Origin of the sequence: Desulfovibrio desulfuricans DSM 642 (assembly GCF_000420465.1) — a bacterium.
Lineage (GTDB): Bacteria > Desulfobacterota > Desulfovibrionia > Desulfovibrionales > Desulfovibrionaceae > Desulfovibrio > Desulfovibrio desulfuricans.
In genome coordinates this window covers 155,970-173,490 of the sequence record NZ_ATUZ01000011.1, presented here as the reverse complement: position 1 = coordinate 173,490, position 17,521 = coordinate 155,970, and the positions used below count along the sequence as shown (strand labels likewise).

Annotated in this window: 11 protein-coding genes; 10 read left to right on the top strand and 1 reads right to left on the bottom strand. The window is 60.5% G+C overall.

All coding sequences use genetic code 11. The features are described from left to right. Nucleotides 1–118: 118 nt before the first annotated feature. The 3 genes from G449_RS0102340 (at nucleotide 119) to G449_RS0102330 (ending at nucleotide 5,408) form a co-directional block, all read left to right on the top strand. On the top strand, nucleotides 119–2,557 hold the full coding sequence (locus G449_RS0102340) for a penicillin-binding protein 1A (protein ID WP_081640465.1): 2,439 nt from the start codon (nucleotides 119–121) through the stop codon (nucleotides 2,555–2,557). A 176-nt stretch (nucleotides 2,558–2,733) separates the two neighbouring features. Next, nucleotides 2,734–4,455, top strand: coding sequence for an adenine deaminase (gene ade / locus G449_RS0102335; RefSeq protein WP_022657695.1), 1,722 nt, complete (start codon nucleotides 2,734–2,736; stop codon nucleotides 4,453–4,455). A 68-nt stretch (nucleotides 4,456–4,523) separates the two neighbouring features. Beyond that, nucleotides 4,524–5,408, top strand: coding sequence for a tRNA (adenine-N1)-methyltransferase (locus G449_RS0102330; RefSeq protein WP_022657694.1), 885 nt, complete (start codon nucleotides 4,524–4,526; stop codon nucleotides 5,406–5,408). Nucleotides 5,409–5,556: 148 nt separating this feature from the next. Here the strand turns inward: G449_RS0102330 and G449_RS0102325 are convergent, their stop codons facing one another. After that, nucleotides 5,557–7,890 (bottom strand): heavy metal translocating P-type ATPase, encoded by a 2,334-nt coding sequence (locus tag G449_RS0102325; RefSeq protein WP_022657693.1) that lies wholly within the window; start codon nucleotides 7,888–7,890, stop codon nucleotides 5,557–5,559. A gap of 80 nt (nucleotides 7,891–7,970) precedes the next feature. Between G449_RS0102325 and G449_RS0102320 the strand changes: the two genes are divergently transcribed. From G449_RS0102320 to G449_RS0102280, 7 genes are all read left to right on the top strand, one after another. After that, nucleotides 7,971–8,168, top strand: coding sequence for a heavy-metal-associated domain-containing protein (locus G449_RS0102320; RefSeq protein ID WP_022657692.1), 198 nt, complete (start codon nucleotides 7,971–7,973; stop codon nucleotides 8,166–8,168). A gap of 299 nt (nucleotides 8,169–8,467) precedes the next feature. Beyond that, nucleotides 8,468–10,033 (top strand): M99 family carboxypeptidase catalytic domain-containing protein, encoded by a 1,566-nt coding sequence (locus tag G449_RS0102310; RefSeq protein WP_022657690.1) that lies wholly within the window; start codon nucleotides 8,468–8,470, stop codon nucleotides 10,031–10,033. A 7-nt stretch (nucleotides 10,034–10,040) separates the two neighbouring features. Further along, complete coding sequence (locus G449_RS0102305) at nucleotides 10,041–11,036, top strand: NAD(P)H-dependent glycerol-3-phosphate dehydrogenase (RefSeq protein ID WP_022657689.1); 996 nt, start codon at nucleotides 10,041–10,043, stop codon at nucleotides 11,034–11,036. Between the two features lie 769 nt (nucleotides 11,037–11,805). Next, on the top strand, nucleotides 11,806–15,519 hold the full coding sequence (locus tag G449_RS0102295; RefSeq protein WP_022657687.1) for a complex I subunit 5 family protein: 3,714 nt from the start codon (nucleotides 11,806–11,808) through the stop codon (nucleotides 15,517–15,519). Then, entirely contained in the window at nucleotides 15,519–16,475 is a 957-nt protein-coding gene (locus G449_RS0102290; RefSeq protein WP_022657686.1) for a respiratory chain complex I subunit 1 family protein, read from the top strand. The genes G449_RS0102295 and G449_RS0102290 overlap by 1 nt, the downstream gene beginning before the upstream one ends. A gap of 25 nt (nucleotides 16,476–16,500) precedes the next feature. Then, nucleotides 16,501–16,935 (top strand): NADH-quinone oxidoreductase subunit B family protein, encoded by a 435-nt coding sequence (locus G449_RS0102285; RefSeq protein WP_034604940.1) that lies wholly within the window; start codon nucleotides 16,501–16,503, stop codon nucleotides 16,933–16,935. Between the two features lies 1 nt (nucleotide 16,936). Continuing rightward, entirely contained in the window at nucleotides 16,937–17,515 is a 579-nt protein-coding gene (locus G449_RS0102280) for a 4Fe-4S binding protein (RefSeq protein WP_022657684.1), read from the top strand. Nucleotides 17,516–17,521 lie beyond the last annotated feature (6 nt).

Here is a 17,521-nt window from a genome sequence, read left to right as displayed (position 1 = left end):
ATACCGTGCGGCGCGCCCGCCGGGGCTTGCCTTTCTGGCAACATTTCATATCTTCTCATCAGCCCGCGCTACGCTTCCCTCCCTTTACGCCGGGCCAAAAAAACGGTATCGCCCTGCCATGAAAATTCGTCTGTCCCTGAAAAAATGCGCCCTCTGGTTTATGGGCATCGTTGTAGTCTGCGGCCTTCTGGGCAGCGGCGCGGTGGTCATGCTTTTTTACTGGGCCTCGCGCGACCTGCCCGACCTGAACCGTATCGCCGAATACAAGCAGCCGCAGGCTACTGTCATTCTGGCGCGCGACGGCTCAACCCTTGGCACCCTCTATCACGAAAAACGCTTTGTCATTGGCCTCAAGGACATGTCGCGCTATCTGCCCATGGCCTTTCTGGCTGCGGAAGACGACGCGTTCTACAGGCACATGGGCATTGACCCCGTGGCCATCGCGCGCGCCGCCATCAACAACTTCCGCAAGGGACGCCAGGGCGAGGGCGGCAGCACCATTACCCAACAGCTCATCAAGCAATTGCTGCTCACATCCGAGCGCAGCTATACCCGCAAGATGAAAGAGGCCATTCTGGCCTATCAGCTTGAAAGAAACTTCACCAAGGATCAGATCCTTACCATATATCTGAACCAGATATATCTGGGTGAACACGCCTTTGGCGTGGAATCGGCAGCCCGCACCTATTTTGGCAAGCACGCCGCTGATATCACCCTGGCCGAAAGCGCCGTCATTGCGGGCCTGCCAAAGGCCCCCAGTTCTTACAATCCCTTCCGCAGGCCGGAGGAAGCCAAGAACCGGCAGATGTACGTGCTTGGCCGCCTGCGCGACCTCAAGTGGATCACCCAGGCCGAGTATGATCAGGCCGTGGCCGAACCGCTTGTCTACTGGAGCATGCCCGAAGGCATGGGCGGTGCGGCGCAGTGGTATCTTGAAGAAGCCCGCCGACTGCTGGTGGAATTTTTTACGGAATCCAACCTCCGCGCTCTGGGCGTGGAAACTACCAAGTACGGCGCGGATTACGTGTATGAAGCAGGCCTGACCGTGCAAACCGCCATGGACCCTGCACACCAGACTGCGGCTGGCGCAGCCCTGCGCCGCGGGCTGGAAGACCTGGACAAGCGCCAGGGCTGGCGCGGCCCTGTGGAACAGCTTGACCCTGCAAAGCAGAAGGAATTTCTGGCGAAAAACCAGTTTTCTCCTCTTGATCTGGCAGGCGGCGACTGGGTGAAAGCCCTTGTGACCGCCGTGGACACCAAGGAAGTCAAAGTGGCGATGGGCCAGGGCTATACGGGCATTGTGCCTGTTTCTGCCATGTCCTGGGCGCGCAAACCCAACCCCAAGGTTGCGGCTGCCAACGCGCCAGCCATCAAAGACCCTCGCCAGGTGGTGGCGGTTGGCGATGTGATCTGGGTTTCCGCCGAAGAAATCACGGTTACAGAAACCAACGCCAAGGGCCGCAAAGAACAGAAAACCATTCCTTTTGATCCCTCTGCGGTCAAAAAGAATACTCCCATCCATCTGCGCTTGCAGCAGGATCCGCTGGTGCAGGGGGCCATTGCCTCCGTGGAACCGCAGAGCGGCGATGTTGTGGCCCTTATCGGCGGCTACCAGTTTGGCGACAGCCACTTTAACCGCGCAACGCAGGCCCGCCGTCAGCCCGGCTCCAGCTTCAAGCCAGTGGTCTATTCCACGGCCATGGACTTTGGCTTTACGCCCGCCTCCACGGTGCTGGACGCGCCCTTTGTGTATGTGAACCCCTACACCAATGAAGTGTGGCGGCCCTCAAACTACGAACACAACTACAAGGGAGAACTGCCCCTGCACACGGCTCTGGCCCTTTCGCGCAATACCTGCACCGTGCGCGTGGCGCAGCAGGTGGGTATAGCCAATGTGGTGCAGCGCGCCAAGGCTCTGGGGCTTGAACCGCACTTTCCGCAGGAGCTGGCTATCAGCCTCGGCGCTGTGGCCGTGTCTCCGCTTAATCTTACGCAGGCCTACGCTGCCTTTGCCAATCAGGGGCTTGGGGTGCGCCCGCGCATCATCACCTCCATCAGCGACCCGCAGGGCCGGGTGCTCTACAGGCAGGAAGTGGAGCACTGGCAGGCTGTCAGCCCCCAGAACGCCTATATTATGGACACCCTGCTCAAGGAAGTTGTCAATTCCGGCACTGGCGGGCGGGCCAGGATTGATGGGCGCATCATAGCGGGTAAAACCGGCACCACCAATGATGAACGCGACGCGTGGTTCATGGGCTTTTCGCCCTACCTCGTGACCGGCGTCTACGTGGGCTACGATCAGGTGCAGAGCCTTGGCCGCCTTGAACAGGGTGGGCGTACTGCCGCCCCCATCTTCCGCTACTACCGCAGTGAAGTGGAAGACCGCTACCCCAAGGACGACTTTGTGATGCCCGAGGGCATTGTGATGGCCGATGGCCTGGCCTTCAAGGCCGACCAGCCCATGCAGGGCGCATCAGCCACCGCCCCAACCACAGCCGATGGAACGGCAGTGGATACCTCGGAAGGCGGCGAAGACCTGATGCGCCAGATGTTCTAAACGCAGACCCCAGAAGCCAGACGTTTAAGCCACCGTCACGCACGGAATTGCACCAGCAGACCGGCAGGCAATTCCGTGCGTGACGCGGCGCAGACAAGCCATCCGGCAAAAGCCGAAATTTCCATCCTGCAAACGCCCCGGCGTCGTGCAGCCTGCCCTGCGGGGCGGAGACCGCCATGAAACACCGCATCAACATGGCCGCCGGAAGCGAACCGGCGGATATACTCATCACAAACGCCAGAGTTGTTGATGTTTTTTCCGGTCTGGTTCGGCAGGATTCCGTGGCTATCGGCGATGGCGTTTTTCTGGGTTTCGGCCAGCGCGAGGCCCGCGAAGTGGTGGACGCACAAGGGGCCTATCTGCTGCCCGGCTTCATTGATGCCCACATCCATCTGGAATCCAGCATGGTCACTCCGGCGCGCTTTGCCGAGATGGCCCTGCCCCACGGCACCACATCCGTTGTGGCAGACCCGCACGAGCTGGCTAACGTATGCGGCACTGCTGCCTTGCGATTCTTGCTTGCCAGCGCCCAAACCCTGCCCTTGAGCATATTTCTGGCCCTGCCCTCATGCGTTCCGGCCACGCCCTTTGAAGACAGCGGCGCGGTGCTGCAAGCCAAAGATCTGGCTCCCTTCATGGACGACCCGCACGTGGCCTCGCTGGGCGAAATGATGAACTACCCCGGCGTACTCAGCGGCGATCCTGAAGTGCTGGAAAAGCTTGCCCTGAGCCGTTCGCGGCACAAGCCCGTTGACGGTCACGCCCCGGCCCTGCTGGGCAGGGAACTTGACGCCTACCTGTGCACGGGCATTGCCAATACGCACGAGTGCACCACGGCTGAAGAATTTCACCAGAACCTCATGCGCGGCTGCCGCATCTTTTTGCGTGACGGCTCCGCAGCGCGCAACCTGCCCGCGCTGGCCCCCCTGGTCACGCCCGGCAACTGCCACCGCTGCGCCTTCTGCTGCGATGACCGCCACGCCTCCGAGCTGCTGACGGCGGGCCATATGGATGAAGTGCTGCGCAAGGCCGTCGCCCTGGGCATGGATCCAGTCACCGCGGTACGTCTGTGCACCCTCAACGCCGCCGAGGCCGAGGGACTGCCAGGCAAGGGGGCCATTGCCCCCGGCTATGACGCCGACTGCGTGCTGGTTGATGATCTGGCGTCCTTCAACGTGCGGATGACCTTTGCGGGCGGGAGGCAGATCTCGGCGGAGGGCCGCATGCTCGCCCTGCTGGCGGATCCGCCACTGAACGACCTGACCAATACGGTGCGGCTTGCGCCCCTGCCGGATGATGTGTTTGCACTGCCCCTGCCATCGGGCCGTGCGCGGGTTATCCGCCTGCACCCCGGTTCGCTGGTGACGGATGCCGAAGAGCACGACGTCGCCTGCACCAATGGACTTTTTGACGCCCACCAGAACGATGGTCTGTGCAAACTGGCTGTTGTGGAACGCCACAAGGCCACCGGCAAGGTGGGCGTGGGCATTCTGGCCGGATACAGCCTGTGCAACGCGGCTGTGGCAACCTCTGTCAGCCACGACTCGCACAATATTGTGGTCTGCGGCGATAACGATGCAGACATGCTGGCCGCTGTGCTCCGCGTGGCTGCCATGGGCGGCGGCATAGCCGTTGCGAGTGAGGGCCGGATTCTGGAGGAACTGCCTCTGCCCGTGGCCGGGCTGATGACCCATGAAGCCCCGGAAACCGTGGTGCGCGCTCTGGATGCCATCCACGCTCTGCTGCACGCGCACGGCGTTCCGGCCAATGTGGCTCCGCTCATGGCCCTGAGTTTCATGGCCCTGCCCGTGATTCCCTCGCTCAAGCTGACCGCGCGCGGTCTTTTTTCCGTTGCCGACTGGCGCTTTGTTTCGGTAGACGCGACAGCGCGGCACTGAGGCATTTTTTCTGACACCTGAGGGAAGCGCCCCTTGCGCAGCCCTGAAGCAGCAAATAAAGGAACCTCATGATTCCCTTCGGTACGCTTGTCGTCTATGTAACCCCCAAGGGCCGCCGCTATGTCAAACGCCTCGTTGAAGGCCAGGACTGGCACAGCAATGATGGCACCCTTGTTTCCACCGAGGTGGCGCAGGCCGACCTTGGCGCTGTGGTCTACACCAACCAGAATGTGCCCATTCAGGTGATGGAAGCCACCCTGTATGACCGCCTCAAGGGCCTCAAGCGTCAGACGCAGATCATCTACCCCAAGGATATCGCCTATATCTGCCTGCGCCTCGGCGCCGGGCCTGGCCGCACCATCATTGAGGCGGGCTGCGGTTCCGGCGGTCTGACCACTGGCCTTTCGTGGTTCTGCGGCCCCACCGGGCGCGTGGTGAGCCACGAGGCCCGTGAGGAATTCATGAAGCTGGCGCGCCGCAACCTTGAGTGGGCTGGCGTAGGCGAAAATGTGGAACTGCACAACCGCGACGTGGCCGAAGGCTTTGCCGTGACCGGTGCGGACGCGCTTTTCCTTGACGTGCGCACCCCCTGGGAATACCTCGACCATGCCCTGGCCGCAGTGCGCCCCGGTGCGAGCTTCGGCTTTTTGCTGCCCACTGTTGATCAGGTGAGCAAGCTCCTGCTTGGCCTTGAGCGCGGCCCCTTTGCCGATGTGGAAGTGTGCGAGATTCTCATCCGCCGCTGGAAACCCGTGGCTGACCGCCTGCGCCCTGAAGACCGCATGACAGCCCACACGGGCTTTCTGGTCTTTGCCCGCCAGCAGAATCGCAGCGCGGATTTTGATTCGCGCAAACCCATGGGCACGCGTGAACGCAAGCAGGAAGCCGCCCGTCAGGCTCGCCTTGGCCTGACAGACGAAGCCCCTGAAGCTCCCGAAGGCGATTTGGAATGAACCCCTGAATAGCCTCAATGGGTAGTGTGCGAAAAAGGTGGCGCAAACAGCGCCCGCCCATATGCACAGATAGCAAAGAAGGCCCGCCTATTGGCGGGCCTTCTTTTTATATAAACGCTGATCCGCAATGCCTGAAACAGGGCCTTGTCTAACGCGTGATCTTGAAGAAGCGCAGCCGCAGAGCGTTTGTGACTACGGAAACGGAAGAAAGCGCCATGGCCGTGCCCGCCAGCATGGGCGACAGCATGGGGCCGCCAAAAGCGTGCAGCAGCCCCGCCGCCACAGGCAGGCCGAGCACGTTGTAGCCAAAGGCCCAAAAAAGATTCTGGCGGATGTTGCGCATGGTCGCTCGCGAGAGCGCCAAAGCCGTGAGTACGGCCTCCATGCCGTCCCGCATGAGCACGATATCTCCCGCCTCGGCGCTCACGTCCACGCCCGTGCCCACTGCCATGCCCACATTGGCGGCAGCCAGAGCCGGGGCATCGTTGATGCCATCGCCCACCATGCCCACCACGTGGCCTTCATCCTGCATTCGCCGCACATAGGCGGCCTTGTCTGCGGGCAGCAGCCCGGCGGCGATTTCCTCCACGCCTGCCAGCGCTGCCACGGCTTTTGCCGTGCGCTCGTTATCGCCCGTCAGCATGACCACGCGCACGCCCATGCCGCGCAGGGCCGCTACCACAGAGGCGGATTCGGGGCGCAGGGCGTCCGCAAGGGCCAGAATACCCGCAAGGCTTGTGCTGCCATTGTTTTCAAGAGCCAGCAGCAGGGGCGTCTGCCCGGCCTCTGCCAGTTGGGCCAGCTTTTGCTGCGCCTCTTCCGGCACGGAAAGCCCGCGCTCAGTCATGAACGTTCTGTTGCCCACGGCAAGGCCGTAGTCCACGCCATCCAGCTTCACCCTGCCCGAAATACCCATGCCGGGTGCTACCTGCACATCATCCACGGGCAGGGATGCGAGGTTGCGCTCCCTGGCCGCGCCCACAAGGGCCAGTGCCAGCGGATGCTCGGAACGCGCCTCCAGCGAGGCGGCCATGCCCAGCAGCGTATTTTCGTCCATACCCTCCGGAGCATCCAGCAGGGTCACGCCGGTCAGCACGGGTTTGCCCGTGGTGAGGGTGCCTGTTTTGTCCACGGCCAGCACGCTGATATGCCCGGCCTGCTCCAGAGCAGCGCCGTTCTTGATCAGCACGCCAAGCTGCGCGCCCCGCCCCGTGCCCACCATGATGGACATGGGCGTGGCAAGACCCATGGCGCAGGGGCAGGCCATGACCAGCACAGCCACAAAAATCGTCAGCGGCGTTGTAATGGGTTCAGAGCTGAACACAAGCCATGCAAGGGCCGCCACAAGGGCAATGAGCATGACGGCAGGCACAAAATAATAGCTTACCCTGTCGGCCAGGCGAGCGATGGGGGCCTTGCTGCCCTGAGCCTCGCGCACCAGTCGTATGATGCGGGCAAGGCGGGTATTGCCGCCCACGGCGTCAGCCACAAAGGTCAGCGAACCTTCGCCGTTTACGCTGCCCGCCGCCAGTTTGTCCCCCGGCCCGATAGGCACGGGGATGGATTCGCCCGTAAGCAGCGACAGATCAACAGCGCTTTTGCCGGTCAGCACTGTGCCGTCAACGGGTACGCGCCCGCCAGGACGCAGCAGCAGATGATCACCCACGCGCACCTGAGCCAGAGGGGTCTCTTCCGGTGCGGCGGCTGCATCGTCAGGATTGAGCCGTAGGGCCGTTTCCGGCGTCAGGCTCATGAGCGCGCCCATGGCATCACCGGCGCGCCGCTTGGCAACTGCCTCCAGATACTGCCCGAATTCAATCATGGTCAGCAGCACCGCGCAGGATTCATAATACAGGTTCATGGCGCGGATCATGGGTTCGCTGCCAGCAAGCCCAAGCAGGGTGTTGCCAAGGCTGAACAAAAAGGCCGCGCCCGTGCCCACGGCCACAAGGCTGTCCATGGCGGGAGCCTTGCGCAGGAGGGCTTTGATGCCGTCCACATAGAAATGGCGGCCAAGCCACACCACGGGCAAGGTGAGTACAAGCTGCGCCAGCATGAAGGCGCGCGGCGAAAGGTGCGGATCAAGCGCCTGCGGCAATGGCATGCCGAGCATGTGCCCCATGGAGATAACCAGCAGGGGCGCGGCAAAGGCAACCATGGGCAGCAGACGGCGCAAACGGACCCGAATGTCTGCCGCAGCCCTGGCCTTGCCTTCTTCAAACTGGCGGGCGGCATCATCGTCCACAGCGGGGGCCGCGCTGAACCCAAGGGCGGCCACGCGCTCCATTATCCTTTGCTGCAAGTCGCTTTCCTGCCCATCGCCGGGCCACACTTCCGCACTGGCGGCAGCAAGGTTCACGCTGATTTTTTCCACACCTTCCATGCGGCCCACTACCCGTTCAATGCGCGAGGAGCAGGCGGCGCAGTGCATGCCACTGATGTCAAAACGCAAAGGGCAGGCTTTATCCGTAGTTGTGCTCATGGGTTCTCCACTTGTCATTCCGTATGGCGGCGAGTAAGCTGTAGATGAAAATGAAAACTCATTCCTGTATGGAGGATATGATGAAAACCCTGAAAGTCAATGGCATGCGTTGCGGCCACTGCAAGGCCGCTGTAGAAGAAGCTGCGGCAAAGATATCTGGCGTTGCCAATCCCCAGGTCAGCCTTGAAGACAAAGAGCTGCGCTTTGAAGAGAGCGGGCCGGTAGATTTACAGGCCTTGAAGACAGCCATCAGCAACATTGGTTTTGACCCGGAATAAACTCATGAATCTGTGACAACCATCACAGTACTGCACCTTCATGGCGCGCTGCCTGATTGCTGGTTTTCAGACCATGCACGGCAGCGCGCCTTTGCATGCTTGCTGCCGCCTGTAGTGTTTTTTGCAGACGCCGTGCGGGCAAGGGCGCACAAAATTTCTCATGACATCACGCTGCCAGTTGACCCTGCCTTACGCGTTCAGAGTCCGTTCATCTTGCCGTTTTCTGCCGAATAGCGTAGTTCTTGGCAGTCAAATACGGTCACTGATCCACTGCACCTTCAGCGCGAAACACCACAGGCATGCAAATACAAACCACTCGCATCATCAGCATATTTTGCGCGGTCAAGGGCTGTTTTCAAGCCCTTCTGTTCTTTTTCCTGTGCTGTTTTTTGGCGGCTGCTCCCGCAGCGGCGTCACCCGGCAACTTTACGCTGGACTTTACAACTATCCGGCTGGGCGATGACGCGCCGGAACTGACGCAGGCCATACCCGCAATTGTGCGCGCTGACGGCAGTGATACTGCAACCGCCAGTGCGGATGCCGCCACTCGGATGGCTGCTCCTGCTGCGCCAGTGGTGCTGGTGGTGGGCGGCATTCAGGGCGACGAACCTGGCGGATTTTCTGCCGCGACCCTGCTGACCACGCATTACACCATCCGCAAGGGCGTGTTGTGGGTGGTGCCGAACCTCAATTTTCCCAGTATTATCAAAAGGTCACGCGGGCTACACGGCGACATGAACCGCAAATTCGCCAAGCTCGACAACCGCGACCCTGAGTTCGACACCGTGCGCCGCATTCAGGAACTCATAAGCCACCCCCGCGTGGGGCTGGTGCTCAACCTGCACGATGGCAGCGGGTATTACCGCCCCACCTTTGAGGACAAGCTGCGCAACCCCAACCGCTGGGGGCAGTCAGTCATCATTGATCAGGAAGCGCTTGACGGCGTGTTCATGGGGTCACTGGGGAATGAAGCCCGGGAGGCCGCAGAATCGGCCAACAGCAAGCTGCTCTCCCCGCAACATGCCCTGCATGTGCATAATACCAGAACTGCCGAGGGCGATCACGAGATGGACAGAAGCCTCTCGTACTACGCCGTACGGCAGGGAAAGGCAGCCTTTGGGCTTGAAGCAAGCAAGGAATTTCCTGTTGAAGTGCGGGCATATTATCATCTGCTGATGGTGGAATCGTTTCTTGCGCAGGCTGGGGTGGAATTTACACGCGGCTTTGCGCTTACACCCGAGGGAGTGCGCGAAGCCCTGCTGGACAAGCTGGGCGTTACCTTTGCCGACAACAAGGTCTTTTTGCCGCTGGAAGATGTGCGCCCGGCCATCAATCTGCTGCCGCTTTCCAAGGATGCCCCCGCACAGGCGGTCACATCCAAGCCCATCATGGCAGTGCTGCCCTGCGCCAAGGGCGAGGAAGGCCAGTACTGCGTGCACTATGGCAACCGCATGATCACGCTTATCCGCCCCGACTGGCGCGAAATGGACCATAGCATCACGGGCATGCGGGTACTGGCGGACGGGCACGAAACCGAGGCCCCCTTCGGGCAGGTGCTGGAAGTATCCAAAAGCCTGCTCGTGCAGCCAGCGGAAGGCTACCGCGTCAACGCCATCGGTCATGACAGCGGTCGCAAGGACGAAAGCGGCGAGGTCATGACCCTCAAGGATTTTCAGTCCCGCTTTTCCGTTGACCGGCAGGGCAGGCTGTATCGCGTTGAAGTTTACAAAGACCAGCGCTTCAGCGGCATGTTTCTGGTACGTTTTGGTTCAGGCAGCAACCGCCTGACAAGCAAGGAAACTCCGTCCATTCCCAAGGACAGACTGCCCGACAAACCGGGGCAGGAATCAAATCTGGGGTTCTGAGCCTACCATGTCCAATCCTGAAATCTGCGTTGCTGGCGGCGGGAGCTGGGGCACGGCCCTGGCGCACCTGCTGGCGGGAAACGGCTACAAGACCTGCCTCTGGCTACGCGATGCCGCAGTGGCCGAGGCTGTGCGCAACGGGCACGAAAACCCGCGCTATCTGCCGGGCTTTGCCCTGCATCCCAGCCTTGACGCTACCACTGACCCTGCCGCCATGGGGCGGGAAATAGTTGTGCTGGCGGTTCCCTGCCAGCAGTTGCGGGGCTGGCTTGCCGCCAACGCCTCCTTCTTTCGCAAAAACGTGGTGCTGGTAAATGCCGCCAAGGGCATTGAGACCACAAACCTCGCCACGTGCGCTGAGGTGACGGAGCAGAGCCTTGGGCATCTTGCACCCCGCTACGCGGCACTTTCCGGGCCATCTTTTGCAGCGGACGTTCTGCGCGGTCTGCCCACGGCCGTGGTTCTGGCTACGGCGGACGAAGCTCTGGGGCACCTGCTGCAACAGATATTTTCCGGCAGCGCTTTTCGCTGCTATTCCAGCACCGATGTGATGGGCGTTGAAATGGGCGGCGCGGTCAAAAACGTCATGGCCATAGCTGCTGGCGTTTGCGACGGCCTCGGCCTTGGGCACAACAGCCGCGCGGCGCTCATTACCCGTGGCCTTGCTGAAATGAGCCGTCTGGGTGTTGCCCGAGGGGCACAGCCGCATACCTTCATGGGGCTTTCAGGCCTTGGCGACCTCACCCTCACCTGCACGGGCGACCTTTCACGAAACCGCCAGGTAGGCCTGCGGCTGGGGCGCGGTGAAAAGCTTGAACATATCACGACCAGCCTTGGCATGGTGGCCGAAGGTGTTAAAACCACAGCCGCCATTCACGAGCTTGCCCGCAGGCTTGAAGTTGACGCGCCTCTTACAGACGCTGTGTACAGCATCCTGTATGAAGACTGTGACCCTCAGGAGGTGCTGCACAATCTTATGTCCCGCCGCTTGCGTGACGAATAGCGCAGTACACTCCACATCAGCATTGCACCATTCCATATAACATGCATTTTGCAGTGCAAAATGCTGTTTTCCTTTTCTCTGATGCAGCAAGTTCTGGAGCTTTTCGGCAGCCGCAAGCCCGGCCCGAAGAGCGCTGCTTTTGCCCGCTCTACCCCCTCTTTTTTCCTCTTCAGAAAATTTTTTTCTTTTTTTTCACGGGTTCAAAATTTTATTTCACATTTCTTGTGCTGCGCACACACTGGTAAAATAAATCACAAAAAAGGTGACTGCGCGCAATGGAATTGTTATCAATTTCGGCGCAATTTTAACACGTTTTTTAAATTTGTATTACTCCATTTTTTGCGCGATCACCCCCTTTTAAAGATAGTTCAAAAAATCACATTTTAACGTGGCGTTGTCATTGAATTTCACAACGTTGCACAATGCATTAGCGCTTTTTTGCACAATTTGTTTGTGTAACCAGTTAAATCAAGACTAACATACCGATTTCACAGCCTCTCAAAATCGCGCAAATAGCAAACCGTTTATTGCTCCCACCCTCACATTACCCATTTTGATACCATTTTTTGCAATCTACCTGTTCTTCTTGGAAGAGTTGTTGCTTGCAACGGTTTGCAAAGTGGGCTAAGCCAAAAAAACTTTTTAAGATCATTTTTTCACGACATGGTATTGTGGTGATACCACGATGCCATTTGGGAAGTGCGGCCCGGACTTGACCGGGTTGATCCGCCGGGTACATCCGAGAGACCCGCAAACCACGGGGCAAACTATGACGGAATCACTGTTTTCGGCAGGCGGCTTTCTTGTGCCGCTTCTCGTGGGCATGGCCCTTATGCTGTATGGCGCGGCGCAGTCCGTGCGACAGCGCAACAATCCCCGCAGCCTGATCCTATGGGGTTCGCTGCATGATGCAGGCATTTTCTGCCTGGGTCTTGGAGCAAGCGGTGGCATCAACAGCACGGGCCTGTGGCTTTTTGTGCTGTTCCAGGCAGCCGCACGGCTGCTGGCCTGGACCGCCCTTTCACGGCTGACCCCCCCGGCGCTCAATGCACCGGTGCAGCTGCAGGATTTGCGCGCCACTGGCAAACGTCAACCCTGGACAGCAGCCTGCTTTGGCCTTGGCATGCTGGCTGCGGTGGGCGGCTCGCCCTTCCTGGTGCCTGAAGCCCGCATGTTCATCAGTTCGGGCATTCTGGGCAGCATGCCCGGCGCCATGGCGGCGCTCCTGTGCATGGCTCTTGCCACCACAGTTCTTGTCTGGCTGCATGTGGAAGCAGTGCGCATTGCCGTGCTGGACACCACAGGCGAAGAAACCCCGTCTTCATGGGCGACGCCTTCCGGCAATGTCGTTGTGATGCTGGGTCTTGCGGTAGTTGTGGCGCTGATGGGCCTGTTCAGAGGCCCCATCACCGAGCTCTTTGCTTCTTCCTACAATGTGGCTGTTCCGCATTCGGCAACGCACCCGGCATACTGGTGTTATTACGCCGGTGCGTTCCTGACCGGCATCGCATTCCTGGCAAAGTTTGACCGCGCGCCCCTGGTGGGCGTGGCTTTCTCCGCCCTGGCGCTGGCGACCACCATCGCCACCCCGGCGGGCCCCACGGCCAAACTCTTTCTGGTTATGATCGCCGTTGTGGGTCTGGTCGTCAGTATTTACTCGCTGAGCTACATCCACGAACGTCAGGGCCGCTACTGGTTCTTCCTGCTGCTGACATTCGCATCGCTGGCGGGCATTGTTTCCGCCGCCGACTCGGCGACCATGTATGGCTACTGGGAACTCATGACCTTCGCCTCCTACTTTCTGGTGGTGCATGAGAACAACCGTAGCGCCTACGATGCTGGCCTCAAATATTATGTAATGTGCGCGGGCGGCGCGCTGTTCATGCTGCCCGGCCTTCTGCTGCTGGGCGATCCTTCGCTTTCGTTCGGGCTGATGCAGGGCGCGTTTGTGCTCTGCCTGGCTGGCTTTGGCGTGAAGATGGGTCTTGTGCCCCTGCACTCATGGCTGCCTGACGCCCACCCCGCCGCGCCTTCCTCGGTGTCTGGTCCCCTTTCGGGTATCATCACCAAGATGGGCGTGTTCGGCATAGTGGCAGTGCTGCTCATGCGGCCCATGATCATGGGCATGCCAGGCCTGTTCGGCCTTTCCTGGCTGGGCACCGGCCTTGTGGCCATGGGCGCGGCAACCCTGATCTTTGGCGAGATCATGGCTCTGCGCCAGGACGACATAAAACGCATGCTGGCCTATTCGACCCTCGGGCAGATTGGTGAAATCGCTCTGGTGCTCGGCGTAGGCACGTGGCTTTCGACCACAGGCGCGCTTTGGCACATGCTCAACCACGCCATCATGAAAGACCTGCTCTTCCTTGGAGCCGGCGCTCTCATCATGCGCGCGGGCAGCCGCAAGCTTGCAGACCTGCGCGGCCTTGGCCGCCAGATGCCCGTGACCGTTGCCTGCATGGGCATCGGCCTTGTGAGCATCATGGGCCTGCCGCCTTTTGGCGCTTTCTACAGCAAGTTCCTGATGATTCAGGCGGCCACCACCGCCGGGCACATCTGGCTGGCGGCCCTGATTCTGGGCGGCTCGCTGGTGGGTCTGATCTACTATACGCGCATTCTGAAAACCCTTGTGTTCGAAGAACGCCCCGCCGACCTGCCCGCCGTGACCGAAGCGCCGCGCAGCATGCAGATCGGTCTGGCGATTCTGGCAGGCATTTGCGTTATCATGGGCCTTGCCCCGCAGCTTGCCATGAACCTTGTGGTGCCAGTGGCATCCATGTGCTTTACGCCCAACCTCAACGACCCCGATGTGCTCCTGGCCATGAATGTATCCTGGCCCATCTTCGTGGTTGTTCCTGTGTTTGGCGCAGTGCTGCCCGCCCTGTTCTACCGTGACCGCAAAAAGGCCGGATGGGCCAGCGTGGGCGTGCTGCTGTTCACCGCGCTGCTGGTCATCCTGTTTGGCCGCGATCTGGATACGCTGTCGTTCTGCTTTGCCCTGGTGGTTCCTGTGCTTGGCGCGGTCAACATGGCCTACGCCCTTGGCTACATGGAACACAGCCACCGCCAGTGGCGCTTCTACTGCGCCTTTACCGCCATGTGCGGCGGTCTGGTGGGCATGGCCGCCAGCCAGTACATGCTGAGCTTCTTCCTGTTCTGGGAAATCATGAGCTCGTGGACGCTGTATCTGGCCATTGCCCATGAGGGCGACAAGGACTCGCTGCGCGAGGCCTTCAAATACTTTATCTTCAACGTGTTCGGCGCGGGTTTCATCTTCCTGGGCCTGTGCGTTGTGGGGCCGTTCACGCCTTTCAACGCCACCCTGCTCACGGGTGCCGCACCTTACATTCCCCACGGCGCGGCGTGGCTCGGCATGGCCCTGCTGGCTGCCGGTTTCCTGATGAAGGCGGCCCAGCTGCCCTTCCGCATTGACTGGCAGATGCACCCGGCCCTGGCCCCCACGCCTGTTTCCGGCTACATATCGTCCGTGCTGCTTAAGAGCGCCATCCTCGGCCTCATCAAGCTGTTCATGCTGCTTGGCGGCGGCTTTATGCTGTCCGGCGTGCTGGGCGGCATGGAGCAGAACATCATCAGCACCGTTGCCATGTGGATCGGCGGCATCACCATCATCATGGCTGCCGTGCAGGCCCTGCGCACCAACGTCATCAAGCTTGTGTTCATCTATTCCACGGTGAGCCAGCTTGGCTACATGGTGCTGGCGGTTGCCGCTGGCGGCGCTCTGGGCTACGCGGGCGGCATGCTGCATGTGATCAACCACGTATTCTTCAAGGATCTGCTGTTCCTTGTGTGCGGCGCAGTCATGTTTGCCACCCACAGGGAAACGCTGGAAGACCTTGGCGGCATTGGCCGCCACATGCCCTTTACCCTTGCCATGTTCGCCATTGCCGGACTTTCGGTTGTGGGCGTGCCGCCCACCAGCGGATTCTCGTCCAAATGGCTTATCTACCATGCCCTCATGGAAGCGGGCCAGCCCTTCCTGGCGCTGATCTCCCTGATCGGCAGCGTGCTGACCATGGCCTACATCGCCAAGTTCATGCATGCGGCCTTCCTGGGCCAGCCCTCGCCCAACCTGCACGATGTGCATGAGGCCCCGCTGATCATGCGCGTGCCCATGGGCATTCTGGCTGCCAGTTGCGTGATCACGGGCGTATTTCCCGGCCTGGCCCTTGGGCCCATCAACAACGTATTGGCTGAATACGGCTTTATGCCGCTCAACGTGGGTCTGTCCGGCGTACTTTCCGGCCCCGGCGCATGGAACGCCACAGGCATGTTCGTCATGATGGCCCTTGCTTTTGCTGGCGGACGCTGGTTCGTGCTGCGCTTTACCCGCCTGCGCGAAATTGACGTCCACACCTGCGGTTTGCCGGTCGAAACGTCCACCAGCCGCATGAAGCCCTCCAGCATTTTCGGGGAAATCCTCGGCCTTATGGGCGGCAATAAGCCCGCCAAGGAGAACCGCTGATGAGCGACACCCTGCTTGCCATACTGCACATGTGCATCTTCCCCGGCGGGGCCTTTGCCCTGCTGGTGGCCATGTTCTTCAAAGGACTTGACCGCCGGGTCGAAGCGCGGCTGCAGCGCCGCGTCGGCCCCCCGCTGATCCAGCCCTGGCTCGACATAGCCAAGCTGCTGACCAAGGAAACCCTTATCCCCAAAACCGCCTGCCGCTCGGCCTTTTTGATGGCCCCGGTGTTCGGTTTCACGGGTATGGCCGTGTGCGCGGCCTTTATCCCGATCCCCGGCGTGTTCAACGGCCTGTTCAACATGGGCGACCTGCTGGTGATCTTCTACCTGCTGCCCATCCCGGCCATGGCCATCATGCTGGGTGGCTCGGCCTCCAGTTCGCCCTACGGCGCTGTGGGCTTCTCGCGCGAAATGATGCTGATGCTGGCCTATGAAACGCCGCTGCTCATGATTCTGCTCTCTGTCGCCATGCTCACGGGCAAGGTGCTGAGCGGCGGTGCCTGGGGCGCGGAATTCTCGCTGCTCAAGATCGTCGCCATGCAGCAGCAGGTGGGTTCCTTCGGGTTCAACCCGACCATGATTCCCGCTCTGCTGGCCTATCTGATCTTCCTGCCCGGCACCATGGGCGTTGTGCCCTTTGATATCCCCGAGGCGGAAACTGAACTGATTGAAGGCCCCCTGCTGGAATACGGCGGCCCACTGCTGGCCCTGTTCCAGATCACGTCCGCTCTCAAGACCTTTGTAGTTTTGGGCCTGGGGGTTGCGCTTTTCTTCCCCGGCACCATATCTGACATATGGCTGGTAAATCTGGTCTGGTTCCTGCTCAAGTGCCTTGGGCTCACGCTGGTCAAATCGGCCACCGGGCGCTTCCGCATTGACCAGGCCTTCCGTTTTTACATAACTGTGCCCACGGCGCTTGCGCTGTGCAGCCTTATACTGGTCTGGGTGATGTAAGGAGGCCGACGTGTCGCTGGATAACATGCTTAAAAAACTCTCCGTGCGGTCGCCGTGGCTTTTCCGCATCAACGCTGGCTCGTGCAACGGTTGCGACGTGGAACTGGCAACCACGGCCTGTATTCCGCGCTATGACGTGGAACGCCTGGGTTGCCGCTATTGCGGCAGCCCCCGCCATGCCGACATTGTGCTTGTAACAGGCCCGCTGACCACCAGGGTGCGCGACCGCGTGCTTAAAGTGTGGAACGAAATTCCCGAACCCAAGGTCACTGTGGCGGTGGGCATCTGCCCCATCTCGGGTGGCGTGTTCCGCGAAGGCTATTCCATTGAAGGCCCGCTTGACCGCTACATCCCGGTAGACGTCAACGTGCCCGGTTGCCCGCCTCGTCCACAGGCCATTCTTGAGGCTGTGGTGCTGGCGCGTTCCATCTGGCTGAAAAAACTGGGCGTGGAGGAGTGATATGGCGGGCTTTCTGAAAGTTCTGTTCCGCAATTTGCTGGAAGGTCCAAGTACCGACCCCTTCCCCTTGGGCGAAACCTTCACCCCCGAAAGGCTTCGCGGCAAGGCTGTTGTGGATCCCGATCTGTGCATGGGCTGCGGCATCTGCCGTCACTCGTGCGCGGCAGGGGCCATCAACATCTCGCCGCTGCCCGACCGCAAGGGTTTTACCATCACCATATGGCAAAACTCCTGCTGCCTGTGCGCCTCATGCCGCCATTACTGCCCCACCGGGGCCATGAGCATCACGACCGACTGGCACACCGCGCATCCGGAATCGGAAAAATTCAACCGCATCGAACAGCAGACGATTCGCTACGAACCCTGCGCCGGTTGCGGCGAGCTTATGCGCCCCCTGCCCAAAAAGCTGGCCGAAAAGCTCTATGCCTATAATGATGAAATCGACAGGGATCTGACGCGCAGGCTCTGCCCCAAATGCCGCCAGCTTGAGGACGCCAAACGCAATGCCTGCGTACTGCCCGCCGCAAGCGGCGAGGCAGCGGCGACCAGCGTCACTTCTGCCGCTCCCACCAAGGATTAGCGGTTC

Bases quoted from the DNA above. Each gene is read 5' to 3' on its own strand.
- G449_RS0102295 (WP_022657687.1), top strand. From the start codon at position 11,806: ATGACGGAATCACTGTTTTCGGCAGGCGGCTTTCTTGTGCCGCTTCTC.
- G449_RS0102305 (WP_022657689.1), top strand. From the start codon at position 10,041: ATGTCCAATCCTGAAATCTGCGTTGCTGGCGGCGGGAGCTGGGGCACG.
- G449_RS0102285 (WP_034604940.1), top strand. From the start codon at position 16,501: ATGCTTAAAAAACTCTCCGTGCGGTCGCCGTGGCTTTTCCGCATCAAC.
- G449_RS0102340 (WP_081640465.1), top strand. From the start codon at position 119: ATGAAAATTCGTCTGTCCCTGAAAAAATGCGCCCTCTGGTTTATGGGC.
- G449_RS0102330 (WP_022657694.1), top strand. From the start codon at position 4,524: ATGATTCCCTTCGGTACGCTTGTCGTCTATGTAACCCCCAAGGGCCGC.
- G449_RS0102280 (WP_022657684.1), top strand. From the start codon at position 16,937: ATGGCGGGCTTTCTGAAAGTTCTGTTCCGCAATTTGCTGGAAGGTCCA.
- G449_RS0102320 (WP_022657692.1), top strand. From the start codon at position 7,971: ATGAAAACCCTGAAAGTCAATGGCATGCGTTGCGGCCACTGCAAGGCC.
- G449_RS0102290 (WP_022657686.1), top strand. From the start codon at position 15,519: ATGAGCGACACCCTGCTTGCCATACTGCACATGTGCATCTTCCCCGGC.
- G449_RS0102310 (WP_022657690.1), top strand. From the start codon at position 8,468: ATGCAAATACAAACCACTCGCATCATCAGCATATTTTGCGCGGTCAAG.
- G449_RS0102325 (WP_022657693.1), bottom strand. From the start codon at position 7,890: ATGAGCACAACTACGGATAAAGCCTGCCCTTTGCGTTTTGACATCAGT.
- ade (WP_022657695.1), top strand. From the start codon at position 2,734: ATGAAACACCGCATCAACATGGCCGCCGGAAGCGAACCGGCGGATATA.